We start from the raw sequence: 25,692 nt of genomic DNA, 5'->3' as shown, positions 1-25,692 counted from the left end.
CCCCGACGAACGTGACCCACCTGGAGTCACCACTGTGGACGAACCGACCATTTTCGACCCCGATATCCTTCACCTCCCCTTCTACGACGACGAACACCGCCGGTTCGCCCACCAGTTCGCCACCTGGTGTGAAGGCCAGGTCGACCGGTGGGAGACCATCCGCGGCGCGCACCCGGACGACTCCGGGCGCAGGCTGGTCGAGCTGCTCGGCGCGGACGGCTGGCTCGCCGGGCTCGACCCGGAGGCGGGAACCCACCAGTACCCCGCCGACCTGCGGAGCGTGTGCCTGGCCCGGGAGGCGCTCGCCTACACCGAGGACCTGGCGGACTTCGCATACTCCATCCAGTCGTTGTCGGCGACACCCATCATCCGGTTCGGCGACGAGGAGCAGCGGCGCCGCTACCTGCCGGCGATGGCCAAGGGGCTGCGGGTCGGCGCGTTCGCCGTCTCCGAGAAGGAGGCGGGTTCAGAGGTCGTCGCGGTCGGGCTGAGCGCCCGGAGGAAAGGGGCCGACTATGTGCTCGACGGAACCAAGGCATGGATCGCGCACGCCACGATCGCCGACTTGTTCGTGGTCGTCGCGCGGACCGGCGAGGGGCCGGGCCCACTCGGGCTGACGGCGTTCGTGGTGCCCGCCGACAATCCTGGTGTAAGGGTGGAGCCACTCGACGCGATCGCCCCACGCTCGTTCGGCCATCTCGTGTTCGAACACTGCCGGGTGCCTACCGAGGCCGTCCTCGGCCGGCCCGGCAAGGGCTTCATCATCGCCATGGACCTGCTCGAAAGGTTCCGGATGACAGTCGCCGCCGCCGCGATCGGCTTCGCCCGCCGCGCCGCCGACGCCGCACTGGCCCATACCCGCAGTCGCCGGGCCTTCGGCAGCACCCTGTTCGACCTTCAGCTGGTGAAGGCATCGCTGGCGGACATGGAGGTTCGACTCAACGCCGCGACGCTGCTGACGGCACGGGCCGCCTGGGAGTGCGACCGGGGTAGCCGACGCTTCGCCCGGTACTCCAACATCGCCAAGGTGTACGCCACGGAGGCGGCCCAGGAGACCGTCGACGCCGCCGTCCAGCTGTTCGGGGCGGCGGGAGTGATCCGGGACGGTGTTCCTGAGCGCCTCTACCGGCAGATCCGCTCCCTGCGCATCTACGAAGGCAGCACCGATGTGCTGCGACTCGCCGTCGCCGACGCACTGGACGTCCGACGGGCCGGCCACACCATGAAAGCCACGGCGAAGGAGGAGCGCTGATGCAGCGTCCACCCCATCTGTGGGTGCGGCACGAGACCCGCACCACCGAACGCCGGGCACCACTGGTGCCCGAGGACGCGGCACGACTCGTGCGCCAGGGTGTGTCGATCACCGTGGAGGAGTCCCCCCAGCGAGCCTTCCCGATCGACCAGTACCTCCGCGCGGGCTGCGCCCGGGCGCCGTCAGGCAGCTGGGTCGAGGCGCCCGAGAGCGCCTACGTCCTGGGGCTCAAGGAGCTACCCGCACAGCCGCGTACGCTGCGCCACCGGCACATCTTCTTCGGTCATGCCTACAAGGGCCAGACAGGCTCCGGCGACCTGCTCGCCCGGTTCACCAACGGCGGCGGGGTGCTACTGGACCTTGAGTATCTGACCGACGACAGCGGCCGGCGCCTGGCCGCGTTCGGCTACTGGGCGGGCTACCTGGGTGCGGTCCTCGCCATGCTGCACCGCCGCGAAGTCCTGGACCTGCCGCTGCGGCCTCGGGGCCGGTCGCAGTGGGACGCGCGGCTGCGGGCGAGTGCACGCCGCACCATGGACAGGGCCGTGGTGATCGGGGCGCTCGGCCGCAGCGGACGCGGAGCGTGTGACGCCCTGGTGGCCGGCGGAATCGACCCGGTCCGTTGGGACGTCGAGGAAACCCGCGTGCTGGACCGACCGGCCCTGCTGGGTTCCGACATCCTCGTCAACACCGTCCTCGTCACCCAGCCCATCCCGCCATTCCTGACCCCGGCGGACCTGGACGCGCCGGAGCGCCACCTGTCCGTGATCGCGGACGTCACGTGCGATGTCGACTCGGCGTGCAACGTGCTGCCCGTCTACGACACAGTCACCGACTGGGACCAGCCGGTTCGACCGCTGAGAGCGGGCGACCGGGGGGTGGACATCATCGCCGTCGACAACCTCCCCTCCCTGCTGCCAGTCGAGGCCAGCGTGGCGTTCTCCGCCGAGTTGTGGCCGCAGCTACTGCGGCTGGGTACCGGGGATGGTGCCTGGGTCCGCTGTCTGCGGGCCTTCGTCCGAGCGATCGGCACAAGCGCTGTGGCAGAGACTGCGAAGGAGAACGCCCATGTTCGCTGAACCACCGACAGCGAGCGGTACCGTCCACTGGATCGGCACCGGCCGGTCCACCGGCCGCACCGGACTCGGCCTGCTCTGCGACCAGGCCAAACGGGTCATTGTGTGGGATCGCACCCGCGAGCGCGCCCGAAGCCGGCTCAGCTCTCTCGGGCTGGCGGAACGGGCGGAGCAACGGTCGCTGAGCCGCGACTCCCTGGAAGCCGAGGTACGCCCCGGTGACGTGATCGTTTCCATGCTGCCCGCGACCGAGCACCCAGCCCTGCTTCGGCTGGCGCTCTCCCGCCGGGCCCACTTCGCCTGTACCAGCTACACCTCGGCGGAGTTGGCGGCGGTAGCGAACGCGGCGAGCACCGCCGGGCTCGTCGTGCTCACCGAGGCCGGTCTCGATCCGGGCATCGATCATCTGATGGCCCACCAGCTCATCGAGCGAGCCCGGCGCGATGTCGGCGACACGGCGACAACCGTCGACTTCACCTCCTACTGCGGAGGTGTCCCCGCGCAGCCGAACGACTTCCGCTACCGCTTCAGCTGGTCACCCTACGGGGTGCTGACCGCCCTCGGCTCGTCCGCGCGCTATGTCGAGAACGGGGAACAGCGCACGGCCGAACGCCCCTGGGAGGCCACCCGCCCGCTGGTGCTCGGCGAAGAGGCGTTCGAGGTCTACCCAAACCGGGACAGCCTGCCGTTCGTGACACAGTACGGCGTCCCATCCGGCTGGCGGCTGGCGACGTTCATCCGGGGCACGCTCCGCAACGAGGGCTGGTACACGGCCTGGACCGACGTCTTCGACACGGTACGGGCCGGTGACGAGGTCCGGATCCGGGCGCTGGCGGCGGAGTTAGCCAACCGGTACCCGACCACGGACGCCGACCGCGATCGCGTCGTGCTCACCGTCGAGCTGACCGTCCGTGACTCCGATGGTGCCACCTGCTGGCGTGGAACCCAGCTGTTGGATGTCAGTGGCGACGCCGCCGAGAGCGCGATGGCCCGCTGCGTCTCGCTGCCCCTCGTCGGCGGGGTGATTCGTATTCTCGACGGCGCGCTGCCCGTGGGAGTCAACCGCGCGGCCGAGACCGCCGACGAAGCCGATCGCTGGATGGACTTCTTGAAAGAGCACGGCCTCCCCGTCACCTCACACTGCCCACCGACCAATTCGGACGACCCGCTCAACGAGCGCGGCGAGCGGTCGAAAGGAGAAGCCCGTCATGGTGCCTGAGCCAACACGCTCCGGCGCGGAGCACTACCGCTGCCTGGGAGTCGGCGTAGGGCCGGCCAATCTGAGCCTGGCGTCGCTGCTGTACAACCGGCCGGACGTGACCAGTATCTTCCTCGACCGAAAGGCATCCTTCAGCTGGCACGACGGCCAGCAACTGCCCGGGAACACCCTCCAGGTCTCGCTGTTCAAGGACCTGGTCACGCTGGCCGACCCGAGGAACCCGTTCTCGTTCCTGTCGTACCTACACGACGAGGGCAGGCTCTACCACTTCCTGAACGCCCAGTTCGACGCCGTGCCCCGGGTGGAGTTCCGTAACTATCTGGCGTGGGCAGCCCAGCGTAACGAGAACTGCGTCTTCGGTGAGACGGTGCGGGAGGTGTCCTTCCGCGACGTCTTCACGGTCCACACGGACCTACGCACCCTGACCGCGGACAACGTGGTCGTCGGCGTCGGCAGCCGGCCCTGGGTGCCATCGTACGTTCGCGACCGGTTGGGGCCGACACAGTTCCACGTCAGCGACTACCGGCACACGGCCGCGGACCTTCGGCACAAACGGGTGGTGGTGATCGGCGGCGGGCAGTCCGGAGCCGAGGTCTTCCTCGAACTGATCTCGCAACGGCCCGACAGGTTGCCGCGCCGCATATCGTGGCTGTCCCGGAGGGGAAACTACTTTCCGATCGACGACTCACCGTTCACCAACGACTACTACATGCCGTCGTATGCGGACTACTTCTACACCCTCACCCGCGAGGCACGGCACTCCTTCAACCGGCAGAACCTACTCACCAGCGACGGCATCTCGCAGACGACACTGCAGGAAATCTACCAGCGAATCTATATACACAGATTCTTGGACCACAACGTCGACCTGGTGAGCCTCTACCCCAACCGCGAGGTCACCGACGTCGGCAACGGGCTCTACGGAAGCTGGCAGGTGACCTCCCGGCACAACGACCACCCCGAATCCACCGAGGTCTTCGAAGCCGACATCGTGATCTGGGCGACGGGCTTCCGGCCGACCCGCAAGGACTTCCTCGCCCCGATCGCCGACCGCCTGGAACAGGATGGCGACGAACTACGCATCGACGAGGACTACGCCGTGTACTGGGACGGACCAGAGGACCGACGGGTGTTCGTCCAGAACGCCGCCCGCGGCCAGCGTGGCCTGGCCGACCCGAACCTGAGCCTGAACGCCTGGCGCAGCCAACGCATCGCCGACCGGCTCAGCATGGTGTCGAGCAACGAACAGCTTCCCTCGTTCATCGAGTGGTCGAGCAAGCCACCCACCGGGAAGGCACCCTGATGGCCCGCCGTCCGGGCACCGTCGTGGTCGGTGCCGGCATTCTCGGCTGCCTTGTCGCGCGGGAGATCCTGGCCACCGACTCCCGAGCCTCGGTGACGGTCATCGACCGCGACCTGATCGGCAGCGGCGCGAGCCGTCGATCGGCGGGCCTGCACTTCCCTCGCGGTGCGAACCCCGCGGTACGAGCCCTCACCACCGAGAGCCAGCGGTACTACGCCGACCTCGCCGCGCGTCGACCCGATCTGCCGATCCACCCGATCGGCATGACCGTCGTCGCGCGGGAGAGCACCGAGGCGAAGGTGCGCAGCACGTACCTGCCCGAGGCGAACCTGCGACGCGTCACCAGGGTCCCGGACGGCGTCGCCCTACCCAAGGGCACCGTCGCCTGGGCCGGGGACGGCTGCCAGTACGCCGACGTTCCCACTCTCACCCAGGCCCTCGCCGCCGAACTACGCCCAACAGTCGAATTCCTGGAAGGCGTGACGGTGACCGATGTGAGCTCGAGTGTGGATGGCGTCCGACTGTCGCTGAGCACCGGGCCGCCACTCATCGCCGAGCGGGTGGTGCTCGCGCCGGGCCCCTGGCTCGCCGCCAGGGCATGGCGAGACCTGGTGGCGCCCCTCGGGGCACGCGTGAAGAAGGTCGTGGCCCTGCACATCGAGCAGGCGCCGACGAAGCAGGACGGCGCGATCGTCTTCCAGGAGGAGGACGCCTTTCTGCTGCCGTACCGACGTCGCGGTCACTGGCTCTTCAGCTACACCTGCAGCGAATGGGACGTGGATCCGGACACCGTCGAGCCTGGCTTGAACCCGGCGCATCTGGCGGAGGCCCGCGAACTGCTACGCCGATACGCGCCGCGGCTGGCCGACCGCTGCGTCTCGGGTCGGGTCTTCTGCGACGCGTACGCCCCGGACGCGGTCCCGCTGGTGCGTGCGCTCACCGACGATGGCCGACTGGTCTTCGCGGGCGCCGCGAATGGCTCCGGGTATCGGCTGGCTCCAGCGGTCGCCGCCGAGACCATCCGTCTGTTGTCCACGCAGGCCCCGACTCCCACCAGCCGGAAGGACACGAGATGATCTTCAGCAAGTACGATCCGGAGCTCCTGGAACCGGCTTTCGGCATCGGCATGAGCGACGTCGAGGGGCTCGGGACAGGCGCCGGTTGGGGGCGGGTCGCGCCGGGCGGGGCGTCCACCAGCCACCAGCACGACGAAACCGAGTTCTTCGTCGTCGTCGCCGGTGAGGGAGAGTTCGTCGTGGATGGTCGCCGCCACCCGGCCCGGCCCGGCACGCTGGCCCTCTTCGAACCGTTCGAGTCGCACGTGCTGGAGAACACCGGCGATGACGACCTGGTCTTCCTCACCCAGTACTGGCGCGACACCGAACGTGCCCTGAACTCGGCCGGGAACAACGAGCGGCTCGCGTTCGGTGAACGCCCGGTGTTCGTCTTCTCCACCCCGCCGACGCCCAATGGTGACCTCCACCTCGGGCACCTTTCCGGCCCCTACCTGGGCGCGGACGCGTTCGTCCGGTTCCAGCGGATGAACGGCACTGAGGCATGGCACCTGACGGGAAGCGACGACTACCAGAGCTACGTGGTGAACACCGCACGGCGTGAGGGCCGCGCGCCCGCGGAGACCGCCGCACGCTACAGCGCCGAAATCGCGCGCACGCTGGCCATGATGGACATCAACCCTGACCACTACATGGTCACCGACGCCGAGCCCGGCTACCGGCAGGGCCTGCGGAACTTCTTCTCCCGGGTGGTCGCCTCCGGGCGAGCCACCGTCACCGAGCGGGACGCCCTCTTCGACGGCGAGAGCGGCCGTTACCTGTACGAGGCGGATGTCCGAGGTGGCTGCCCCGGCTGCGGCGAGAGCACGAGCGGAAACATCTGCGAGGAGTGCGGCGAGCCCAACACCGTGGTGGACCTCAGGCAGCCGAGGTCGAACGAGTCCGACGCCGAGCCGCGGCGGGCCCCACTGGCCCGCTGGTCGCTGCCGCTGCACCAGTTCCGGGACGAAATCTCCACCCACCACAGCCTCGGCCGCGTGCCTGCCCGGCTGCGGGAACTCGGCGACCGCCTCTTCGCCCGCCCCGTCCTGGACATCCCGCTGTCGCACCCCGCCGACTGGGGCGTCCCCCCGGCGGAGAAGGACGTCGACGACCAGGTCATCTGGGTCTGGCCCGAGATGTCGTACGGATTTCTGCACGGCATCGAGGCGCTGGGCGCCCGACTGGGCCGCGGTTGGCAGGCCGCCGCACCCGAGCAGGACTGGAAGATCGTCCACTTCTTCGGCTACGACAACAGCTTCTACCACTCGGTGCTCTACCCGGTGCTGTACCGGCTGGCCCATCCCGGATGGCAGCCGGACATCGACTACCACGTCAACGAGTTCTATCTACTGGAGGGCGAAAAATTCTCGACCAGCCGGCGGCATGCCATCTGGGGCAAGGAGATCCTCGACGAGGACACCGTCGACGCGGTCCGCTACTTCCTCAGTCGCACCCGGCCCGAGGCCGAGCGCACCAACTTCCGGCGCGCCGACTTCCGTTCAGTGCTGAACGACACGCTGATCGGAACCTGGCAGCGCTGGCTAAACGACCTCGGCGCCCGGATCACCAGGCACTACGACAGCAAAGCCCCCGACGCGGGTGTCTGGACGCCGGAGCACTCGGCGTTCCTGGCCCGGCTCGGCGGCCGGCTCGACGCGGTCACCGGCTGCCTCCGCGCCGACGGCTTCAGCCTCAACCAGGCCGCCGCGGAACTCGACGCGTTGGTCGCGGAGACCCTGCGCTTCGTCGGCCGGGAGGCCCGTACCGCGCGGAGCGCCGGGTGGCAGGACGAAGCCCGAACCGCCATCGCCCTGGAACTGGCCGCAGCCCGCCTCCTCGCCTCGGTCGCAACGCCACTGATGCCCCGCTTCGCGGGTCACCTGGCCACCGCTCTCGGCCTGCCGAAGCCCACCAAATGGCCACAAGCGGTGGAACTCGTTCCACCAGGGAGCGGTGTCTGCCTCGCCACCACCGTGTTCTTCCAGCCCACCACCGAGCCGGCCGAGAACAAGGACCGGGGGTCGGACCGATGACGCGGGAAACCTTCGGCCGGCTGGTCACCACCGAGCCGGCCACCGGGCGCATCACCTTCACCGAGCTGTGGGGCGCCCGTACGCTCGACCTCGCCGACCTGTACCGGCGTTCCGCCCGAGTGGCTCGCTGGCTGCTCGGGCACGGGATCCGACCCGGCGACCGCATCGGCATCCACGCGGCGAACGGGCTGGAATGGGTGCTGCTCGACCTGGCGGCACTGCGGCTGAAGGTGGAGACGGCCGGGCTCGAGCCGGGCAAGTTCACACCCGACAGCGACCTGCTGACCCGCTACGACCTGACGCTCCTGTGCACCGATCGGCACACCGAAGGGCCCGGCATCGTACCCATCAGTGAGGTGACGGAGGCCGCCGGACGCCGCGACCTGGACGAACCCGCGCTGCCGCCGGTGACGTGGCAACCCGAGGACGTCACCACGATCAAGTTCACCTCGGGCAGTACCGGCGAGTCCAAGGGCCTAGGTGCCACCGCGGGCAGCATCGACAGCTCGCTGCGGGCCGTCCAGGAAATCTTCGAACACGGGCCGGGTGACGACCTGTTCGTCTTCCTGCCGCTCTCCCTGCTCCAGCAGCGCTACTGGATCTACTCGGCATTGCTGCACGGCCACGACGTCACGGTCAGCACCTACGAGGCGGCCTTCGCGGCGCTGCGCCAGGTCCGACCCACCGTGGTGATGGGGGTGCCCGCCTTCTACGAGACCGCAAAACGCCAGATCGAGGCAAGGCAGCGTCGCGGTTCGTCAGTGACGGAGGCCGCACAGGCGGTGTTCGGCGACCGCATCCGATATCTGTGGACCGGTTCCGCGCCCGCGGCCCCGAGCACCCTGCGCTTCTTCGTCGACGCCGGTCTTCCCATCTACGAGGGGTACGGGCTCAACGAAACCTGCATCGTCACCAAGAACCACCCGAAGGCCCATCGCGAGGGCAGTGTGGGCCAGGTGCTGCGGGGCAAGGAGGTCCTGATCGACGCGGACGGTGTCGTCCACGTCCGCAGTGACCACCCCGTCAACACCCGCTACCTCTATGCCGAACCCGGCAGCTCTGAGCAGATCTTCGCACCCGACGGCACCGTGCGAACCGGTGACCTCGGGCACCTCGACGAGGACGGTTTCCTCTTCATCCGGGGGCGGGCCGACGACGTGATCGTCCTGGACAACGGGAAGAAAGTCATCGTTCGGCCGATCGAAGAACAGTTGAAGGCAGACCCGGCGATCGCCGAGTGCGTCTTGTTCTGTCCTGGTCAGACCGAGTTGGTCGCCGTGGTCTCGCCGGCCCACGTACCCGCCGACCGGACGGCGATCACCGCCCAGCTCGCTTCGACCAACGCCGCGCTCACCAGTGACGAACGGATCAGCCGGATGATCCTCGCCGACGAGCCGTTCAGCATCGACAACGGCCTGCTCACCTCGCAGTACAAGCCCAGGAGGCGGCAGATCCTCGCCGCCCACCACGCCGCAGTGCACGACCCCAAGGAGGGAATCCATGCTCCCTGAGCTGGAAGTGACCGCCCGCGAACAGTTCGCCGCCGTGCTGACCCACGACGTCGCCCCGGCCGCCCTCGACCTCGACGCGGACATGGTCGGTCACTACGCCCTCACCTCCCTCAACAAGGTGCTGTTTCTGACCGAGCTGTGCGAAACCACCAAAGTCGACCTCGCCAACTTCACCGAGGACGACCTCGCCGGAATGCGCACGCTGCGCGACGTCACCGACGCCATTGCCCGGCATGTGGGCCCGGTGGGAAGCTGAATCATGACCTGGGCTGAGAAGGCGGCACACGTTCTTGAGAACCAGCACGTCCGGCTGCATCCCGTCACGGAGTCCGACCGAGAGGGGATCCGGGCGGTCGCCATGGACCCGCACATCTGGCGATACTTCGTGACGGCCGTGGAGAACGAGGCAGACTTCACGACATTCTTCGACACCTGCCTCGCCGACCAGGCCGCTGGCCGGCGGGTGGTATTCGTCGTCACCGACCTGACCACCGGCCGCACCGCCGGCAGCATGAGCTACGGCAACCTCGCCGAGGCCGACGCCCGACTGGAGATCGGCTGGTCCTGGCTGGGCCGCGACTTCCGCGGTAAGGGTGTCAACCGCTGGGCCAAATACCTTCTCCTGGAGCACGCCTTCGACCGACTCGGCGCCGAACGGGTCGAGTTCAAAACCGATGTGCGCAACGAACAGGCACGCAAGGGCCTGCGCAACATCGGCGCGGTGGAGGAAGGCACGCTACGCAGCTTCAACTACATGCCGGGGGGCCGGCGCCGCGACGCGATCTTCTACAGCGTGCTACGGGCCGAGTGGCCCGGGGTGAAACAACACCTGATCGCTGGTCGGACGTAGGGGTGTGGGGGTGGGCGGCGTCCCGGGCTCAGCGCCAGTTGCGTGGACGCGAAGGCCCGGGCACGTAAGGGTTCACGTGCCCGGGCCTTCCAGCCAACCACCGGAGGCAAGCTACTTATACAGCTCAGTTACCTCGTCGGCGAAGTCCGCCATGATGACACTGCGACGCAACTTCAGCGACGGCGTCAGGTGGCCCGATTCCACAGTGAACTCCTTGGGAAGAACACGGAACCGACGTACCGCCTCGGCCGTCGACACCGCCGCGTTGCCCTCGTCCACGGCGCGCTGCAGCTCGTGCAGAAGGTCGGGATCGTCGATGAGGTCGGAGACCGCGGCGTCGGCGGGTTTGCCCGCGCCGGCCTTCCAGTGCTCCAGGTACTCCGAGTCGACGGTGATGAGTGCGGCGATGTACTTCTGCCCGTCACCCACCACGAGTGCCTGGGCGACCAGCGGAGCGGCGGCGATGCGGTCCTCGATCACGGCGGGCGACACGTTCTTACCGCCGCTGGTCACCAAGATCTCCTTCTTGCGGCCGGTGATCCGCAGGTGCCCGTACTCGTCGAACTCCCCGATGTCACCGGTCCGGAACCAGCCGTCCTCGGTGAACGACTCGGCATTGGCCTCATCGTTGTTCCAGTAGCCCGCGAACACCGGGCCACCGGTGCACTGCACCTCGCCGTCGTCGTCGATCCTCATCTGCACGCTCGGCAGGACCCTGCCCACGGTCCCTGGCCGGAAGGATTCCAGCGAGTTGACCGTGACCGCTGCACTGGTTTCGGTTAGTCCGTAACCCTCGAATACGGTGATGCCGCAGCCGCGGTAGAAGTGCGTGAGGCGCTCGCCTAGGGCCGCGCCTCCGGAGATCACGAAACGCAGGTTCCCACCGAAGGCGGCCCGGAACCTGCGGTACACGAGTCGCTCGAACAGGGCGTGTCGCATGCGTAGGCCCAGTCCGGGCCGCTGCGCCTCCGAGTAGGCGGTCGCCGTCGCCGCCGCGGTGTCGAACACTTTGCCCTTGCCAGCTTCATAAGCCTTGCGCCGGGCGGTATTGTACGCCTTTTCCAGCACGTAGGGCACCGAGAGCAAGAATGTCGGCTTGTAGCTGACCAGTTCCGCGGGCACCTGCTTGACGTCGGAGCAGTGCGCAATGGGCGTCCGCGCCACCATGGCACCGACCTCCACCATCCTGCCGAAAACGTGGGCAAGGGGCAGGAACAGCAGGGTCGATGCCGGGATGTCACCGAGCGGACCGAACATGGCGCGCAGCAGAGCTACGGCGTTACCCGCCTCGGCGAACAGGTTGGCATGGCTGAGAACGCAACCCTTGGGCATCCCGGTGGTTCCGGAGGTGTAGATGATCGTGGCCGTGTCCCCCGGGAGTACGGCCGTCCGACGCTCCTCGACGGCGGCGGGGTCAACGTCGGCACCCGCGGCTCGCAGTTCCTCCACCACGCCACCGTCGATCTGCCAGACATGTCGCAAGGCGGGTAATTTGCCCCGCATTTCCTGGATCAAATTCTCGTGCGCCTCGGTCTCCATCACAACCGCTACCGCACCAGAGTCGCCGAGAATCCACTCGATCTGCTCGGGTGAGGAGGTCAGGTAGATCGGCACCGGCGCCGCGCCGATCACCCAGAGGGCGAAGTCCACGAGCGACCACTCGTACCGGTTGCCGGAGAGAAGACCCACGCGGTCCCCACGCTCGACACCCTTGGCGATCAACCCTCGGGCGAGGTCGGTGACCTCAGTGTAGAACTCCGCGGCACTGACCGGCTCCCACCGGCCGTCGACTTTACGGTGGAATGCCGGCGCATCCGGCTCCTCCACGGCGTTACTCGCGATGAGGTCAGCGAGCCCGCCCTTCTCCGGCACCACGTATAGCGATGGCGATGTCGATTCCCGCACCCGTTCCCCTCCAATATTCAGTGGCGGTGGTCGCCGCTGCTGACATCAGGGGAACCGGCCGCCCAGCCTGTTAAGAGATTTCAGAGCTCCGACAGTGGTGCGTCGCCGGACTCAACGCAGACAGCCCGGCATTACTGGGAAGACCACAAACAAGCCGGCGGGAACGATCTGCTGCGCCCCACCAACCGCGCATTCACGTTAACCGAATTCTTGGCTAACGGGAAGGTCCGTTCGGCGCCACTCTCCGCCCACCAGGTCGACCCACACACCCTGAGGTCAACTCGGGCGGTCCGGCTACTGCGAGCACCCACTCCCACCCCGGAACCCGCCGGGGCAGACCACCCACACCCAGGGACAGCTCCTCGAACGCGACGCGCTGAGCCGACCCAACCCATCGGCGATGCCGGATCGACAAGGCGGTGGGGAAAAGAGTCCTTTGATGACCTTCCGCAGGTATGGCAATCAGATCAACGCCACCCCGTCACAGCGCCACCGAGCCTTCCACCGATTAGCGCTTGGGCAGCCTGGCCGTACGAGTCGGCGTCGAGGTGGGGGTCCCAGGAGCGCTGCAGGATGAAGCCTTGAATGATTGAGATCAGGACCTGCGCCGCCGCGTCCGCGTCGATGCGGACGCCACTGTCGGCGCAGTTGACCTCGATGCTCTCCCGCAGCGCGGCGCGGGCCCGCCGCAGCCCTTCCTGCATCCGCTCGGCGAGGGCTGGGTCGCGCAGCGCCTCCCCCCACGCCTGCACTGCCAGCCGCATCCGCTCGTCGATCTGCTCGAGGGCGAGCAGCGCGCGTGGCAGCGTAGCTACCAGGTCGGCGACGGGACGACCGGCCTGGACACCGTCCCGGACCACCGTCTCGACCACGCTGATCGCCTCCAGGGAGATCGCCATGACGATGTCGTTCTTGGTGCGGAAGTAGCGGTAGACGGCACCGAACGACAGGCCGGACTCGTCCACCACGTCCTGCATGGAGGTGCGGTGGAAGCCGTCGCGGGCGAAGCGGGTGGCGGCGGCCGACAGGATCTGCCGGCGGCGGGCAGCACGGTGATCTTCGGAGACTCTCGGCATCCGCTCATCGTAAAGCGAGCACTCCCTCTTGACGGCACCCAACGGACGGGCGCACGCTGAAAGAGAGCGAGCGCTCGCTTTTATTGGTCGTCCGCAGAGCAGAGGTGCACGACATGCCACACCCGCAGGTGCTGATCGTCGGGGCCGGCCCCACCGGCCTGGTTCTCGCCGCCCAACTGACCCGACTCGGCGTCGACGTCCGAGTCATCGACAAGCACGCCTCCCCGCTGGAGCTGACCAAATCCGCCGCACTGCACGCCCGTACGCTGGAACATCTCCGTGACCTCGGGGTGGCCGACCGGATCCTCGCCGAAGGGGAGCGGGTCGACGTACTCACCCTGCGAACGAGTCACCGCGACCGACTCAGCGTCGACTTCCGCGTGCTCGACGACACGGCGTACCCACACCTGGTCGACATTCCGCAGTACCGCACCGAGCAGATTCTCATCGATCACCTGACCCGGCACGGTGTTGCGCTACACCGCAACACCACCCTGGTCGGCCTCACCTCGACCGACAGTGGAGTCACCGCCACCCTCACCACGCCGGACGGCGGCACCGAAACCGTGACCGCACAATGGGTCGTCGGCTGCGACGGCGCGCACAGCACGGTTCGGGACCTGCTCGGGATCGACTTCGACGGCACCACGTACAGCGATCCGTGGGTGCTCTGCGACGCGGTGGTCGACTGGCCGTTGCCGCGCAACGAGATGACCTTCTCCAGTGACGGCAACGGAATCTACGGCGTCTTCCCCCTACCCGGGCGACGGCGGTTCCGGCTGGCATACACCCAGACCATCGACGCCACCGGCCGGCCGGTACCACCTACCCGCGACGACGCGCAGGCGGCCCTGTCCCGGACCGGCATCCCCGCCACCATCGAATCCACCGACCAGTTCTGGACCTTCAACCTGGCCCGCAAGCAGGCGAACAGCTACCGCGACGGTCGAGTCTTCCTGGCCGGCGACGCAGCGCACGTCCACACCCCGTTCGGCGGCCAAGGCCTCAACCTCGGCGTAGCCGATGCGATCAACCTGGGCTGGAAACTCGCCGCGGTGCTCGCCGGTTGGGCCCCGACCGCACTACTCGACAGCTACCAGGCCGAACGGCACCGGATCGGACGACAGGTCGTCCGCTTCACCCACCTCGGCGCGGAGGCGATGCTGTTGCGGGGCGACCCGCGCCGGCACCTGCGTGACATCGTGCTGGCCGGGCTGCAGGCCAGCACACCGGCCCGCCGACTGCTCGCCCACCGACTGTCCCAACTCGCCCACAGCTACCGCGGCACCGCCGGGGTGACCGGCCGCAGGGGCGGACTACACGGTGGCGACCGCCTACCCGACCCGACGCTGTTCGACGGGATCACCCACCAGCCACAGCGCCTGCACGACCACCTCGCCACCGACCGCCACACCCTCCTGCTGACCACGCCGAAGCCCGACCCGGCCCTGCCGACACAGCTCAACAGGCTCGCCGACACGCTGGCCCGCCGCCGGCCCGGTGCGGTGGAACTGCGGCTACTGACCCCCGTCTGGCAGGTGGCCCAGGCCGTACTCGCCCAGGTTCCGGTCCTCCTCGACCGGGGCCGCAACGCCCAGAAGCTGTACGACGCCGGTGCCGCGGCCTTCGTGATCCGGCCGGACCGGCACATCGGCTACGCCGGCCCACCGGAGCCGACCCGAATCGAGCGGTACCTGTCTGGCGGGTAGGCAGGGCGGAGCCGGTCGAGCCCTGCCTGGGTGTGGGACAAGAGCCTCGCGCAACTGCTGTTTCGTCGAACCCGCTCCACGGGCGGGCGCCCGGCGTGATCCAGCCGGGTTCGCCTCTGCGCTACGGCAACGTCGTGAGTAGGCGTTGCAGAGCGTTCGTGGCCCAGTCCCGCCATCGCGTGTGCGCCCAGCCCTGGTGGTGCACGAGCAGGTGGTATGTCTCGGGGCTGAGGATGGCCAGGGCGGTGTCGGCGGCCGCGTCGACGGCCATGTTGGCGGCCAGCGGCGTCTTGCGGGCCAACGCTTCGGCGAAGATGCGTTGCACGGTGAGCCGCTGCTGAAGGTTGGTCGCCCATACCTCGGCTAGTTCGGCGTCGATGGTGGCAGCGCTGCGCACGACGTCCAACAGTGGCGCGGCGCGCCGATAGACGTCTGCGGCGCCGGCGACCTGCCGGCGGATCTGCCCCTGTGGGTCCGGATCGGCGAGTGCGTCCCGCACCCAGGGCCGCTCAAGTGTGGGAACAGGTTCGTCGTCACCGGCGATGGCCAGGTCGAGGGCCGCGGTGAGGATGGCCCGCTTGGTGCCGAAGCTGTAGTAGACGCTCTGCTCGCTCACGCCGGCCCTGGCGGCGATGGCCGCGATGCTGGTGCCGCTGTAGCCGGCGGTGATGAACAGCTCGGTGGCCGCCGTGGTGATGCGCGTCCGGGTGGACCGGGATCGCGCGGTCCTGCCGTCCTCGGGTGGCTTCTTCACGGTTGGTTGCTGACGGTTGCGGTGTGGTGTTTCGCTCACACCATTGACTATAGCTCCACTACAAAAACATTCTTATAGCGTGACTACTAAAACTTGGGGGCGAGGTGGGCTCGCCGCACTGCTGCTGCTCACCTCCGTAGAACTCGTGGTGTTTCTTGAGGTGTCGATCGTCAACGTCGCACTGCCGGCGATGGGTGCAGCGCTGGCGTTGACCGAGTCCGGGCTGACCTGGGTGGTCAACGCCTACCAACTCACCTTCGGCGGCCTGCAGCTGGTCGCCGGTAGGGCCGCGGACGTGTTCGGCCGGCGTCGCATGTTCCAGGCCGGAATCGCGCTGTTCACCGGTGCGTCGCTACTGGCGGGCCTCGCACCCGACGCGGGCACACTGCTGCTGGGTCGAGCGATACAGGGCGTTGGTGCGGCGATCGTGGTCCCCGCCGAGCTCGCGTTGATCGCCGCGATCTTCACGGAGCCCGCTGCCTACCGTCGGGCGTTCGCGGTATGGAGCGCCATGGCCGCCGCCGGTGCGGGCTCGGGCGTGGCATTGGGCGGCGTCCTGACCCAGACACTTGGATGGCCCTGGATCTTTCTGATCAACGTCCCGATCGGTGTGGTCGCCCTTGTCCTGAGCCCGCGCCTGCTCCCCGCCGACCCGCCGTGGGCTGGGCGCGCCAGCGGCGCTCGGACGCGGCTGGACCTAATAGGTGGACTCACCGTCACCGGATCCCTGCTCGCCATGGTCCTGCTCGCCACCGAGTTGCCCACCGCCGGGTGGACGCCGCTCACCTACACGGCAGCCGTCGCCACCCTCGGGCTCGGTACGGTGTTCACGGTCAACCAGCGGCGCCATCCGGCCCCGATCCTGCCGCCGCAACTGCTGCGGATACGCCAGGTACGGGCCGGCGTCGCGGCCAACGCCCTCGTGGGCGCCTCGCACGTGCCAGCGTTCGTACTGCTGTCGCTCATGCTCCAGCAGGCCATGGGATACTCCGCCCTCGCCGCCGGATTCGCCGTACTGCCCATCGCCGCGGTCAACATGGTCACCGCGCGTACCGCGCTGCCCTGGGCGATCGGCCGCTTCGGGTCACGCGTGGTTCTCGCGGCCGGGATGTTCCTGGTCGCGCTCGGCCTGGCCGGATACGCGATCCTGCTGCACCCCGGCGCCAGCTACCTGACCGCCGTGTTGCCGGCCAGCCTGATCTTCGCAGCCGGCCTGCCTGCTGTGTTCGTCGGTTCCACCGCCCCCGCCGTACGCAGCGCACCTGAAAATCAGCAAGGAGCCGCCTCTGGCCTGGTCAACACCGCCCAACGCCTCGGCGCCGCCCTGGGCCTCACCGCCTTGCTGATGGCCTCGGCGGCATGGACCGACAGCCGCGGCAGCGGCGACGGGGCCACCGCGCTCGCCGATGGTCTGCGCCTGGGGTTTGCGGGCGCGGCCGCCATCGCCGTCCTGGGAATCCTCTGCGCGCTGGCCATGGGCACCCGAGAACCGAAGAAGCCGACGAGCGGCGATACACCACCACAGGAGGCGGTCGCCCGATGAACCGGATCCTCGTCCTCGGCGGATACGGCGCCGTTGGCATACACGCCGTGACCGCACTGGTCAGTCACCTACGCACAACAGAGGTGGTGGTGGCCGGCCGTAATCCACACCGCGCGCCGCACGTGCCGGGGTCCACCGTGGTTCGCTTGGACGCCGCCGATCCCGGCGACCTGGCCACCGCGCTCAGCGGCGTCGACGCCGTGCTCATGTGCGCCGAACTCGACAACGCGCGGATCGCCCGCGCCTGCCTGGAGCGGGGTATCCACTACGTGGACATCTCGGCTTCCCACCAGCTGCACGTCGAGATCGAACAACTGGACAAGCTCGCCTCCCAGCGACAGGCCACAGCGGCCCTCAGTGTTGGACTGGTCCCCGGGGTCAGCAACCTGCTTGCCCGACACTGCGTCGAACAGGCAACAACACGGCAGGTGCACATCGGCGTGCTGCTCGGTTCCGGGGAACGGCACGGGCCAGCGGCGCTCGCCTGGACTCTCAATGGGCTGGGCCGTCTACACGGCTCGTGGGCAATGCGATTTCCGGCTCCGCACGGCGAGCGAACCGTGTATCGGTTCCCGTTCTCAGACCAGTACACGCTGCCCAGCACGCTGGGTGTCGCCGCGAGTACCGGCCTATGCCTGGACTCCCGGCTGACCACCACGCTGCTGGCAGCCGCCGGGCGACCCGGCATCGCCCGCCTGCTACATCGCCCCTGGATCCGCCGCACCATGCTGAACGCGCTGGCCAAGATCAAGCTCGGCGGTGACGAATTTGCCGTCACCGTCGACTCCGGCGCCAGTCAGGCAAGCTTCAGCGGTCGCCAGCAAAGTCGCGCCACCGGTCTCGCTGCGGCGCTACTCATCCGAGACCTGCCCGCTATGCCCTCGGGAGTACGGCACATCGAGCACCTCGTGGAGCCGAGAGCCTTTCTCACCGAACTCGCCGCCAGCGGGTTCACCCTCAACCTGTGAAGCTGACACGCCGATTTCTACCGAGCGATCCCCCCGCTGGCCGATTCGCCCAGCCGGACGATGTCGCCGGCGCGGTCACCTGACTGGCTGGCGACACCGCCAGTTATGTATCCGGAGCGATCATTCCGGTCGACGGCGGCCTCAGCATGGGACATCAGGGGCTGACGCCTTCCAACGTCCGATCGGCCGTTTGACGTGACGACCACGGGGTAGCCGCGCTCGGCGACGCCCGCGTCCGCGCGCCGGACCAACCCGATGGTGAGGGGGAAGACATCCGATGGCCGCCCAGACCAAAGTCACGGTGATCTACTACAGCGCGACCGGCATCACGTACCAGTTGGCCAAGGCCGTGTGTGAGGCGGCCGGCGACACCGGCGCTGAGGTGCGGCTCCGCAAGGTACGAGAGCTCGCTCCGGACGAGGCAATCCGGGCGAACGCGGGCTGGCAAGCCCACCGGCTGCAGACCCAGGACGTGCCAGAGGCCGAGCCCGACGACCTGACCTGGGCAGACGTGGTGATCCTCGGATCACCCACCCGCTACGGTTTGGTCGCCGCGCAACTTAAGCAGTTCATCGACACCACCGGGCCACTCTGGATGCGTGGCGCGTTGGCCGACAAGGTGTACTCCGCCTTCACCTCCACCGCCACCCTGCACGGCGGCCAGGAAACGACACTGACCTCCCTTTTCTCCGTCTTCTACCACTGGGGCGGGATCGTGGTGACCCCTGGTTACACCGACCCGAGCCAGTTCGTCGCCGGCAACCCGTACGGCGCTTCGCACACCAGCGACAACGCGGAGGTCGCCCCGGACAGCACCGCGCTCGGCGCGGCGGCGCTTACCGCCCGACGGGCGGTGCGGATCGGTGCCGCGCTGAAACAGGGACTTGCCGGCTGACGTCGGCGGAATTCGCCGCGTCAAACAGGTCGGCGAGGACATCCTCCGGGCTGAGCACCGACTCGGGGTGGAGCTGAACCCCGGCACGTTGGTGACCGCATCGGCGAAGTCCGGGCGGTCCGGTGGGAAGACGCCGACCGGGACTGAGCCGACGTGGCCTCACCGGTCCACCCCTTGAGCAGATGCTCAAATCAGCCTACCCTCTGTTTGAGCGGTCGCTCAAACATGGGAGGAAACATGACCAGTGAGCCGGAGCCGGAGCCGAGACGCACCTGGGCCAACTGGACGCTCGCCGGCCTCATCGCGACCTTCGGGATCGTCGTCTACGCCGTCACCGTGGCCCAGGGGCGCGCCGACAGCGCCCTGCTCTTCGTCGGACTGCCGGTGCTGCTGGCCGCCGCCCTCGCCCTGACCCCGGGCCGCACCACCCACGGCCGGGTCTTCGCCGCCACCACGATCGCGCTGCTGCTGGCCTCGGTGGCGCTGCACGAAGGCGCCATCTGCGTCATCCTGTCCGCGCCGCTGGTATACGCGATGGCCCACGGCACCACCGCCCTGATCAGGCTGGCCCGCCGCAACACCACCCGGGCGTACTCGCTGGTCGCCGTGCCCCTGCTGCTCGTACCCGGGCTCGAGGGCACCGGGCTCGCCCCACGGATTGCCCCGGAGCAGTCGGTCGAGGTGGTCCGGGTGGTTACCCTCCCGGCCCACGCGGTCGGCGAGCGGCTGGCGACCGGCCCTCGCCCGGTGCCGGTCCGGTCGGTGCCGCTGCGCCTGCTCGGCGTACCCGTGCCGACCCGGGTCACCGGCGACGGCCTCGCCACCGGGGACCGTTGGATGTTCGCCTACCCCGACAGCTCGCACGGGCCAGGCGGGCATCTACTCACCGAGGTCACCGGCACGGAGCCGGGCCGGGTCGGCTTCCGGTTCGTCGAGCACACCGCCATCACCGGTCGGTGGGTCACCTTCCGGCGCGCGGAGGTGACCTGGCAGGCGGTGGACCGGGAACGTACCGAGGTGCGCGTCCGGGTGGCGTACGAGCGCGGTCTCGATCCCTCCTGGTACTTCGGGCCGCTCTAGGACGGCCTGCTCCACGAGGGCGCGGGGCACCTGCTCGACATGCTCGTCCTGCCATGACCGCCGCCCGTTGGCTCGCCCTGGGGGTGCCCCTGCTGGCGGTGCTGGCCGCGGCCCGACTGGAGCGCGACCGGCGGGCGCGGGCCGCCGCCCTGCTCGCCGCCGTGGCCGCCGCCCTGGGCGTCGCCGCGCTGAACGAGTCGGCCCGCCGGACGGGCTGGTACGCGTTCGCGCCGGTGCACGGGGCCTACCGGGGGATACCGGTCGACCTGTGGCTGGGTTGGGCGGCGCTCTGGGGCGCGCTGCCGGTGCTGCTACGTCGGTTCCTGCCCCTGCCCCTCGCGCTGGGCCTGCTGCTCTGGCTCGACGTGGTGGCGATGCCGGCGCTACACCCGCTTGTCCTGCTCGGGCCGCACTGGCTGGTGGGCGAGGTGGTGGGGCTGCTCGCCGTGGCCCTCCCCGCGCAGCTGCTCGGCCGGTGGAGCGCCGACGGCCGGCACCTGCGGGCCCGGGTGCTGCTCCAGGTCGTCGTCTTCGCCACGCTGCTGCTGTGGTTCGTGCCCAGTGTCGCCTTCGAGCTGGGTGGCGGCTCGTGGTCCCCGCTCACCGGGCTGCCCCGGGCCGCCCTCCTGGTCCTGGCCCAGGTCGCGCTGCTGGTGGCCACCCCGGCGCTCATCGCGGTACGCGAGTTCGCCGGACGGGGCGGCGGCACCCCGTACCCGTGGGATCCGCCGACCCGGCTCGTCAGCACCGGGCCCTACGCGTACCTGGCGAACCCGATGCAGGTCGGCGCGGCTGCCCTGCTCCTGCTGACCGCTGCGGTCACCCGCAGCTTGGCGCTGCTGGCCGCAACCGCCCTCGCCGTGGCCTCCAGCACGGCCGTGGCCCGGCCGCACGAGGAGCACGACCTGGCCCGCCGGTACGGGGACGCCTGGCGGGACTGGCGACGGTCGGTACACGACTGGTGTCCGCGCTGGCGGCCGTACGCCTCGGGCGCGCCCGCGGTGTTGCGGCTCGACGCCGGGTGCGGGCCATGCGTGGCGGTCTGGCGGTTCCTGGCGCGGCGAAACCCGGTGAACCTGACGATCGCCCCAGCCAAGGAGGGGCAGCTACGGGCCGGGTACACGGGCGGCGACGGCCACGCGGAACGGGGGGTGGCCGCCGTCGCCCGTGCTCTCGAGCACCTCAACCTCGGCTGGGCCTGGGTGGGCTGGACCCTGCGGCTGCCCGGCATGACCTGGCTGGCCCAACTGATGACGGATGCGATGATCGCACCGCCACACCCGGCGGGAGGAGAGCGATGTCCGACACCAAGCGACGCCTGCTCCACGGCACCCTCGCCGCGATCCGCCAGCACGGCATCGCCGGCGTCTCGGCCCGCACCATCGCCACCGCCGCCGGAGTGAACCAGGCGCTGGTCTTCTACCACTTCGGAACGCTCGACGAGCTGCTGGCAGCCGCGTGCCGGACCGGCACAGCCGAGCGGGTCGCCCACTGGTCCGCCCGGCTGCGCCAGGTCGGGTCGCTGCGCGAACTGCTCGACGTCGGGCGCGCCCTGCACGAGGAGGAACGCGAGCTGGGCAACGTGTCCGTGCTGGCCCAGATGCTCGCCGGCGCACAGGCCGACGAGCGCCTCGCCGCCCCCACCGCCGAGTCTCTGCAGCTGTGGGTGGACGAGATCGAGCTGGTCCTGCGCCGGCTGCTGGCCGGGTCACCGTCCGCCGAAATCGCCGACGTTCCCGGGCTCGCCCGCGCGGTGTCGGCCGCCTTCATCGGCCTGGAGCTGTACGACGGCGTCGACCGGCCCTCAGCCGAGCGCGCCATCGAGGCGCTGGACCAACTCGCCGTGCTCATCGAGATCGTTGACGACCTCGGCCCGATCGCCCGGCGCGCCCTCCACAACAAGATCAGCAAAGCGACCCGACGCTAGGCCCGTCACTCGCTGACGGGCCACGCCAACCGCGTCCATTTTCACTCATGCATCCCGGTGAGCATATCGACGAAAGAATCGCCCACGTTCCCGTCCTGGGTTCGTCGATCCGGAGGTGATCGATCCCACGGTCGAGAACCTGTCCAGCGCGCCGCTGAACACCGTCGGCCTGGCCTTCACGAGCTCGTCGTCCAAGGTCGAAGGCGAGAAGGATCTCCTCGCCCGGCTCGCCAAAGTGAGTCACGAGATCCCATTGGTGACCATGGGCACGGCGACCGTGACCGCGATCCGGGCACTCCAGCTCGACCGGATCGCGGTGATGGCCGCGTCCTGGTTCGACGAGGACCTGTGCGGCGTGGGTGAGGCGTACTTCGCCGAGCATGGCGTGGACGTGATCTCGGTGGTCCCCAACGGCCCGCCTGGCGGACCGTTGGCGATCACGCCGGCGACGATGGCGAGACCATAAGAAACTGGCGCTGCGGACGCAGGCGAGAGCGGTTTTCGTGGCAGGAAAGGGTCAACGGGCTATCGGGGCCATCACCAGGTGGAAGATAATTTGGGCATTTCGGTGCTGACAGCCAATCAGGTCCTCGTCTGGGCGCGCCTGGAAGGCAGTGAGATCCGCGAGCAAATAACGGAGTACGGAAAGCTGTTCGCCGCCGCCAGATCCGTCGCCGCAATTCGATGAGCGACCAACACCGGGATGAACTAACACAATTATTTCGGTGGTAGAGTCGTCTCTATGTACATGGAACGTCCAAGCGATGGAGAGCTGGTCACCGGGGACCCCAGCGCATCCTGGTCACAGATTGCCCTCTTCGCCTCGGCGGTCGAGGCCAGGCTCGGCAAGTGGCTCGCCGACAACCATAACTTGGGTCTGACCGAGTACCGCGCGCTCGTGTTGCTCAGTCGGGCGCCAGACAGGGAATTGCGAGTCAACGACCTTGCTCAGCAAGTCGGACTGAACCAGAGCTCGGTGACACGGCTGCTGGGTCGACTTGAGGCCAAGTCGCTGACCTACCGCGACGTCTGTCCAGAGGATGGCCGTGGCGTGTATGCGGTCCTCGCCGATCCGGGCAGGGCCGCCCTGCGGGAGTCCCGCGCGGGTTACGAGGCGAAGGTTGCCGAGGTACTGGTGGAGGTCGCTGACCTGGGTGCAGGGATCAACCGCCGCCAAGTGAGCGATGCCCTCGCAGTGATTGGCGGCCTTCTGGCCACCTAGACGAGTAGTTCCGATGTCAGGGGTCGATGTCTGGGCATGAAGAGGGCATCCGTGATCGTGTTGTGACGCAGGACCTGGATACCCTCTTGACCACACTGTACGTCAAGATCGACGACAGCATCCGCACGCCCCGGTGGCGGGGCCGGCCGCCGCTGTTGACCGACTCCGAACTGGTCTGCCTGGCCGTGGCGCAGGTCCTGCTCGGCGCCCGCTCAGAAGCGCACTGGATCCGCTACGCCCGCATCCACCTGGCCGGCATGTTCCCGTACCTGCCACAGCGACCCGGCCACAACAAGCGGCTACGCGCCGCGCTGCCGTTGATCAAGAAGACCATCCGGGACGTGGCCCGGGACAGTGACTTCTGGTTCGACAACCACTGGATCATCGACTCCACCCCCATCCCGTACGGCATGTCCCACCCCACCGTGCAACGCTCAGACCTGGCCGGCTGGGCCGGATACGGCTACTGCGCCTCCCACTCCCGGTTCTTTCTGGGGACTACGGCTGTACCTGGTGTGCACCCCGACCGGCATGCCGATCCTGTGGGCCCTTGCCAACCCGAAGATCGGCGAACGGGAAGTCCTCACCTCGATGCTGCAGGTCGAGGCCGGTGTGGTCGCCGAACATGACGGGATCCTGCTGATCTCGGACAAGGGCTTCGCCTCAAGCCATTCGAGCGGCAGTTAGCCGAACAGGGCATCGAGCTGCTGCGCCCGTCACGCAAACGGGAGAAGGCCCGCCACGGCGAGGCGATACTCACGAAGGTCCGCCAGCTCATCGAGTCGGTCAACGACACCCTCAAGGGCCAGCTTGACCTCGAGCAACACGGCGGACGGACCTTCGCCGGCGTGGCCGTCCGAGTCGCCCAACGCCTCCTCGCGATGGCCGCCGCGATCTGGCACAACAACACAACCGGCGCACCCGCCACCCGGTCACCGACCGCCTACGACCACTGAAGGACTTCGGAACAACTCGTCTAGCTAGTTCCGCCATGCCGGCAGCAGCGACGTGTAGGATGAAACATGCATGTACATGCAATGGCTTATGGAGAGGTTGAGGTCAGGTGACAACTCGAATCGACGTGTTCATCGACTACGTATGCCCGTACTGCCTCCTTGCGGAGGGGGCGATCGAGGCGCTGAGGCGCGAACGTGACGTTCAGGTGAAGCTGCAGCCCTTCGAGCTGCGCCCGGACCCGGTCCCGACGCTGCGGCCAGAAGAGAACTACCTGCCGAGCGTGTGGCGGAGCTCGGTCTATCCGATGGCGCGCCGGCTGGGTGTCCCGATCTCTCTGCCCACCATCTCGCCGCAGCCGCGCACCGAGAAGGCGTTCCTAGTGCTGCAGCTGGCGGAGGAACGAGGACAGGCCGCGCCTTACTCGCACGCGATGTTCGCCGCGTTCTTCCAACAGAACCGGGACATCGGCCGAGACGAGGTGATCATCGATATGGCAACGTCGGTGGGCCTGGACCGGTCCGAGGTCGAAGCGGCCCTGACGAGTCCAGAGCGGCGCGTACGCCACGCCGAGGAGCTGCGGTACGCGGCCGAGACGGTCGGTGTGACAGGTGTGCCCAGCTTTCTGATCAACGGTCGGCTCGTCTCCGGGGTCGCCGACCTCGCGCGGCTGACGGCTGCTGTCGACCGGTTCGCAGCGGCAGAGGTCCTCCGATGAGCTGGTCCACCGAACGGCTGACACGTCTCATGCGCGGCGCGGTCGAGTTCAGCGTCACGCATGTGGAGTCCGGTGGGCTGCCTTTCGTCGGGGTGGTGACCGATGAGATCGAGTACGTCTCGGAGTACGGCGTCAACGAGGTACGCGAGACCGGTGACCTGACCGCGCACGCCGAGATCGTCGCCATGCGTGGGACGATGCGGCAGCGCGGACTTACGAACCTGGACGGTGCGTCCTTGCTGGCGACCGGCGAGCCCTGCGGGCTGTGCTACCGCTTCGCTATCAGGCACGGCATCGGGCGGGTCTACCCGGGACATTCACCAGGTGGTGATCTTGTAACGGTTTCGTGAGGTCCGGAAAGGCGAAAGTGCCTGCCAGGCAAGGGAAAATGGTGATTGCGACATCTACCAGGATCTCTTGCGAGGAGGCACTTCCGACGTGCGTGAGCTTACCGGATGGTCGAAGGGCCTGCGCGTCACGGCTGACGGTGACGGGGTGGTGGCGATGGTGGGGGTGGCGGGCCTGCGGATGCTCGCCGACCGTACCGGCCTGACCGCGGGCATATCGAGGGTACTGGCCAAACCCGGGTTCCAGCCGGTCCACGACCGGGGCCGGGTCCTGACCGACATCGCGTGTTCGATC

At 68.5% G+C, this 25,692-nt stretch carries 24 protein-coding genes and 3 pseudogenes; 24 read left to right on the top strand and 3 right to left on the bottom strand.

The features are described from left to right. Nucleotides 1-34: 34 nt before the first annotated feature. From K228_RS0105450 to K228_RS0105410, 9 genes are read left to right on the top strand one after another with little or no spacing between them, the layout of a single operon-like run. Nucleotides 35-1,252: an acyl-CoA dehydrogenase family protein gene (locus K228_RS0105450; protein WP_025617502.1), complete on the top strand. Its 1,218-nt coding sequence runs from the start codon at nucleotides 35-37 to the stop codon at nucleotides 1,250-1,252. Further along, nucleotides 1,252-2,331, top strand: a complete 1,080-nt coding sequence (locus K228_RS0105445) for a saccharopine dehydrogenase (RefSeq protein WP_025617501.1) — start codon at nucleotides 1,252-1,254, stop codon at nucleotides 2,329-2,331. Before K228_RS0105450 ends, K228_RS0105445 begins: the two co-directional genes overlap by 1 nt. Next, nucleotides 2,321-3,547: a saccharopine dehydrogenase family protein gene (locus K228_RS0105440; RefSeq protein WP_025617500.1), complete on the top strand. Its 1,227-nt coding sequence runs from the start codon at nucleotides 2,321-2,323 to the stop codon at nucleotides 3,545-3,547. The genes K228_RS0105445 and K228_RS0105440 overlap by 11 nt, the downstream gene beginning before the upstream one ends. Next, nucleotides 3,537-4,850: a lysine N(6)-hydroxylase/L-ornithine N(5)-oxygenase family protein gene (locus K228_RS0105435; protein ID WP_025617499.1), complete on the top strand. Its 1,314-nt coding sequence runs from the start codon at nucleotides 3,537-3,539 to the stop codon at nucleotides 4,848-4,850. The genes K228_RS0105440 and K228_RS0105435 overlap by 11 nt, the downstream gene beginning before the upstream one ends. Continuing rightward, on the top strand, nucleotides 4,814-5,926 hold the full coding sequence (locus tag K228_RS0105430; RefSeq protein WP_025617498.1) for an NAD(P)/FAD-dependent oxidoreductase: 1,113 nt from the start codon (nucleotides 4,814-4,816) through the stop codon (nucleotides 5,924-5,926). The genes K228_RS0105435 and K228_RS0105430 overlap by 37 nt, the downstream gene beginning before the upstream one ends. Beyond that, nucleotides 5,923-7,938, top strand: a complete 2,016-nt coding sequence (locus tag K228_RS0105425; protein WP_025617497.1) for a class I tRNA ligase family protein — start codon at nucleotides 5,923-5,925, stop codon at nucleotides 7,936-7,938. The genes K228_RS0105430 and K228_RS0105425 overlap by 4 nt, the downstream gene beginning before the upstream one ends. Further along, the gene (locus K228_RS0105420; RefSeq protein ID WP_025617496.1) at nucleotides 7,935-9,449 is read left to right on the top strand and encodes an AMP-binding protein; all 1,515 of its coding nucleotides are present in this window, start codon (nucleotides 7,935-7,937) and stop codon (nucleotides 9,447-9,449) included. Before K228_RS0105425 ends, K228_RS0105420 begins: the two co-directional genes overlap by 4 nt. Then, nucleotides 9,439-9,705: a hypothetical protein gene (locus K228_RS0105415; RefSeq protein WP_025617495.1), complete on the top strand. Its 267-nt coding sequence runs from the start codon at nucleotides 9,439-9,441 to the stop codon at nucleotides 9,703-9,705. The genes K228_RS0105420 and K228_RS0105415 overlap by 11 nt, the downstream gene beginning before the upstream one ends. A 3-nt stretch (nucleotides 9,706-9,708) precedes the next feature. Next, nucleotides 9,709-10,299, top strand: coding sequence for a GNAT family N-acetyltransferase (locus tag K228_RS0105410; protein ID WP_025617494.1), 591 nt, complete (start codon nucleotides 9,709-9,711; stop codon nucleotides 10,297-10,299). A 111-nt stretch (nucleotides 10,300-10,410) separates the two neighbouring features. Here the strand turns inward: K228_RS0105410 and K228_RS0105405 are convergent, their stop codons facing one another. Both K228_RS0105405 and K228_RS0105400 read right to left on the bottom strand, forming a co-directional pair. After that, nucleotides 10,411-12,204, bottom strand: a complete 1,794-nt coding sequence (locus K228_RS0105405; RefSeq protein WP_025617493.1) for an AMP-dependent synthetase/ligase — start codon at nucleotides 12,202-12,204, stop codon at nucleotides 10,411-10,413. Nucleotides 12,205-12,671: 467 nt separating this feature from the next. Beyond that, nucleotides 12,672-13,280: a TetR/AcrR family transcriptional regulator gene (locus K228_RS0105400; RefSeq protein WP_025617492.1), complete on the bottom strand. Its 609-nt coding sequence runs from the start codon at nucleotides 13,278-13,280 to the stop codon at nucleotides 12,672-12,674. A 113-nt stretch (nucleotides 13,281-13,393) separates the two neighbouring features. Between K228_RS0105400 and K228_RS0105395 the strand changes: the two genes are divergently transcribed. Then, on the top strand, nucleotides 13,394-14,989 hold the full coding sequence (locus tag K228_RS0105395) for an FAD-dependent monooxygenase (protein WP_025617491.1): 1,596 nt from the start codon (nucleotides 13,394-13,396) through the stop codon (nucleotides 14,987-14,989). A gap of 121 nt (nucleotides 14,990-15,110) precedes the next feature. Here K228_RS0105395 and K228_RS0105390 read toward each other — a convergent pair whose 3' ends face one another. Further along, nucleotides 15,111-15,782: a TetR/AcrR family transcriptional regulator gene (locus tag K228_RS0105390; RefSeq protein ID WP_025617490.1), complete on the bottom strand. Its 672-nt coding sequence runs from the start codon at nucleotides 15,780-15,782 to the stop codon at nucleotides 15,111-15,113. A gap of 40 nt (nucleotides 15,783-15,822) precedes the next feature. On the opposite strand from K228_RS0105390, the gene K228_RS0105385 reads away from it, so the two are divergent. The 14 genes and pseudogenes from K228_RS0105385 to K228_RS0105325 all read left to right on the top strand — a co-directional run. After that, the gene (locus K228_RS0105385; protein WP_025617489.1) at nucleotides 15,823-17,286 is read left to right on the top strand and encodes an MFS transporter; all 1,464 of its coding nucleotides are present in this window, start codon (nucleotides 15,823-15,825) and stop codon (nucleotides 17,284-17,286) included. Continuing rightward, nucleotides 17,283-18,254 (top strand): saccharopine dehydrogenase family protein, encoded by a 972-nt coding sequence (locus tag K228_RS0105380; protein WP_025617488.1) that lies wholly within the window; start codon nucleotides 17,283-17,285, stop codon nucleotides 18,252-18,254. Before K228_RS0105385 ends, K228_RS0105380 begins: the two co-directional genes overlap by 4 nt. A gap of 32 nt (nucleotides 18,255-18,286) precedes the next feature. Continuing rightward, a pseudogene (locus K228_RS26820) lies at nucleotides 18,287-18,448 on the top strand (SDR family oxidoreductase); the annotation flags it as partial. Between the two features lie 83 nt (nucleotides 18,449-18,531). Next, on the top strand, nucleotides 18,532-19,149 hold the full coding sequence (gene wrbA, locus K228_RS0105375) for an NAD(P)H:quinone oxidoreductase (RefSeq protein ID WP_018253828.1): 618 nt from the start codon (nucleotides 18,532-18,534) through the stop codon (nucleotides 19,147-19,149). A 237-nt stretch (nucleotides 19,150-19,386) separates the two neighbouring features. Beyond that, the gene (locus K228_RS25360; protein WP_050580944.1) at nucleotides 19,387-20,229 is read left to right on the top strand and encodes a hypothetical protein; all 843 of its coding nucleotides are present in this window, start codon (nucleotides 19,387-19,389) and stop codon (nucleotides 20,227-20,229) included. Nucleotides 20,230-20,282: 53 nt separating this feature from the next. Next, the gene (locus tag K228_RS0105360; RefSeq protein WP_025617486.1) at nucleotides 20,283-21,632 is read left to right on the top strand and encodes a methyltransferase; all 1,350 of its coding nucleotides are present in this window, start codon (nucleotides 20,283-20,285) and stop codon (nucleotides 21,630-21,632) included. Beyond that, nucleotides 21,527-22,156 (top strand): TetR/AcrR family transcriptional regulator, encoded by a 630-nt coding sequence (locus tag K228_RS0105355; RefSeq protein ID WP_025617485.1) that lies wholly within the window; start codon nucleotides 21,527-21,529, stop codon nucleotides 22,154-22,156. The genes K228_RS0105360 and K228_RS0105355 overlap by 106 nt, the downstream gene beginning before the upstream one ends. Nucleotides 22,157-22,271: 115 nt before the next feature. Then, entirely contained in the window at nucleotides 22,272-22,622 is a 351-nt protein-coding gene (locus K228_RS26385) for a hypothetical protein (protein WP_050580943.1), read from the top strand. 78 nt (nucleotides 22,623-22,700) lie between these two features. Beyond that, nucleotides 22,701-22,844, top strand: coding sequence for a hypothetical protein (locus tag K228_RS28185; RefSeq protein ID WP_155251557.1), 144 nt, complete (start codon nucleotides 22,701-22,703; stop codon nucleotides 22,842-22,844). A 54-nt stretch (nucleotides 22,845-22,898) separates the two neighbouring features. Further along, the gene (locus K228_RS0105345) at nucleotides 22,899-23,378 is read left to right on the top strand and encodes a MarR family winged helix-turn-helix transcriptional regulator (protein ID WP_025617484.1); all 480 of its coding nucleotides are present in this window, start codon (nucleotides 22,899-22,901) and stop codon (nucleotides 23,376-23,378) included. A gap of 62 nt (nucleotides 23,379-23,440) precedes the next feature. Beyond that, nucleotides 23,441-24,334 (top strand): annotated as a pseudogene (locus tag K228_RS29375) (IS982 family transposase). A gap of 107 nt (nucleotides 24,335-24,441) precedes the next feature. Continuing rightward, nucleotides 24,442-25,050 (top strand): DsbA family oxidoreductase, encoded by a 609-nt coding sequence (locus K228_RS0105335; protein WP_245603422.1) that lies wholly within the window; start codon nucleotides 24,442-24,444, stop codon nucleotides 25,048-25,050. Next, entirely contained in the window at nucleotides 25,047-25,400 is a 354-nt protein-coding gene (locus K228_RS0105330; RefSeq protein WP_025617482.1) for a tRNA-specific adenosine deaminase, read from the top strand. Before K228_RS0105335 ends, K228_RS0105330 begins: the two co-directional genes overlap by 4 nt. Before the next feature lie 88 nt (nucleotides 25,401-25,488). Further along, nucleotides 25,489-25,692: pseudogene (locus tag K228_RS0105325) on the top strand (IS1380 family transposase); the annotation flags it as partial.

The sequence above is a fragment of the Salinispora cortesiana genome (genome assembly GCF_000484695.1).
GTDB lineage: Bacteria > Actinomycetota > Actinomycetes > Mycobacteriales > Micromonosporaceae > Micromonospora > Micromonospora cortesiana.
This window is presented reverse-complemented; position numbering and strand designations above follow the sequence as displayed.

Bases quoted from the DNA above. Each gene is read 5' to 3' on its own strand.
- K228_RS0105380 (WP_025617488.1), top strand. From the start codon at position 17,283: ATGAACCGGATCCTCGTCCTCGGCGGATACGGCGCCGTTGGCATACAC.
- K228_RS0105440 (WP_025617500.1), top strand. From the start codon at position 2,321: ATGTTCGCTGAACCACCGACAGCGAGCGGTACCGTCCACTGGATCGGC.
- wrbA (WP_018253828.1), top strand. From the start codon at position 18,532: ATGGCCGCCCAGACCAAAGTCACGGTGATCTACTACAGCGCGACCGGC.
- K228_RS0105345 (WP_025617484.1), top strand. From the start codon at position 22,899: ATGTACATGGAACGTCCAAGCGATGGAGAGCTGGTCACCGGGGACCCC.
- K228_RS0105360 (WP_025617486.1), top strand. From the start codon at position 20,283: ATGACCGCCGCCCGTTGGCTCGCCCTGGGGGTGCCCCTGCTGGCGGTG.
- K228_RS0105415 (WP_025617495.1), top strand. From the start codon at position 9,439: ATGCTCCCTGAGCTGGAAGTGACCGCCCGCGAACAGTTCGCCGCCGTG.
- K228_RS0105445 (WP_025617501.1), top strand. From the start codon at position 1,252: ATGCAGCGTCCACCCCATCTGTGGGTGCGGCACGAGACCCGCACCACC.
- K228_RS0105410 (WP_025617494.1), top strand. From the start codon at position 9,709: ATGACCTGGGCTGAGAAGGCGGCACACGTTCTTGAGAACCAGCACGTC.
- K228_RS0105435 (WP_025617499.1), top strand. From the start codon at position 3,537: ATGGTGCCTGAGCCAACACGCTCCGGCGCGGAGCACTACCGCTGCCTG.
- K228_RS0105395 (WP_025617491.1), top strand. From the start codon at position 13,394: ATGCCACACCCGCAGGTGCTGATCGTCGGGGCCGGCCCCACCGGCCTG.
- K228_RS0105420 (WP_025617496.1), top strand. From the start codon at position 7,935: ATGACGCGGGAAACCTTCGGCCGGCTGGTCACCACCGAGCCGGCCACC.
- K228_RS0105400 (WP_025617492.1), bottom strand. From the start codon at position 13,280: ATGCCGAGAGTCTCCGAAGATCACCGTGCTGCCCGCCGCCGGCAGATC.
- K228_RS0105355 (WP_025617485.1), top strand. From the start codon at position 21,527: ATGTCCGACACCAAGCGACGCCTGCTCCACGGCACCCTCGCCGCGATC.
- K228_RS0105425 (WP_025617497.1), top strand. From the start codon at position 5,923: ATGATCTTCAGCAAGTACGATCCGGAGCTCCTGGAACCGGCTTTCGGC.
- K228_RS25360 (WP_050580944.1), top strand. From the start codon at position 19,387: ATGACCAGTGAGCCGGAGCCGGAGCCGAGACGCACCTGGGCCAACTGG.
- K228_RS0105330 (WP_025617482.1), top strand. From the start codon at position 25,047: ATGAGCTGGTCCACCGAACGGCTGACACGTCTCATGCGCGGCGCGGTC.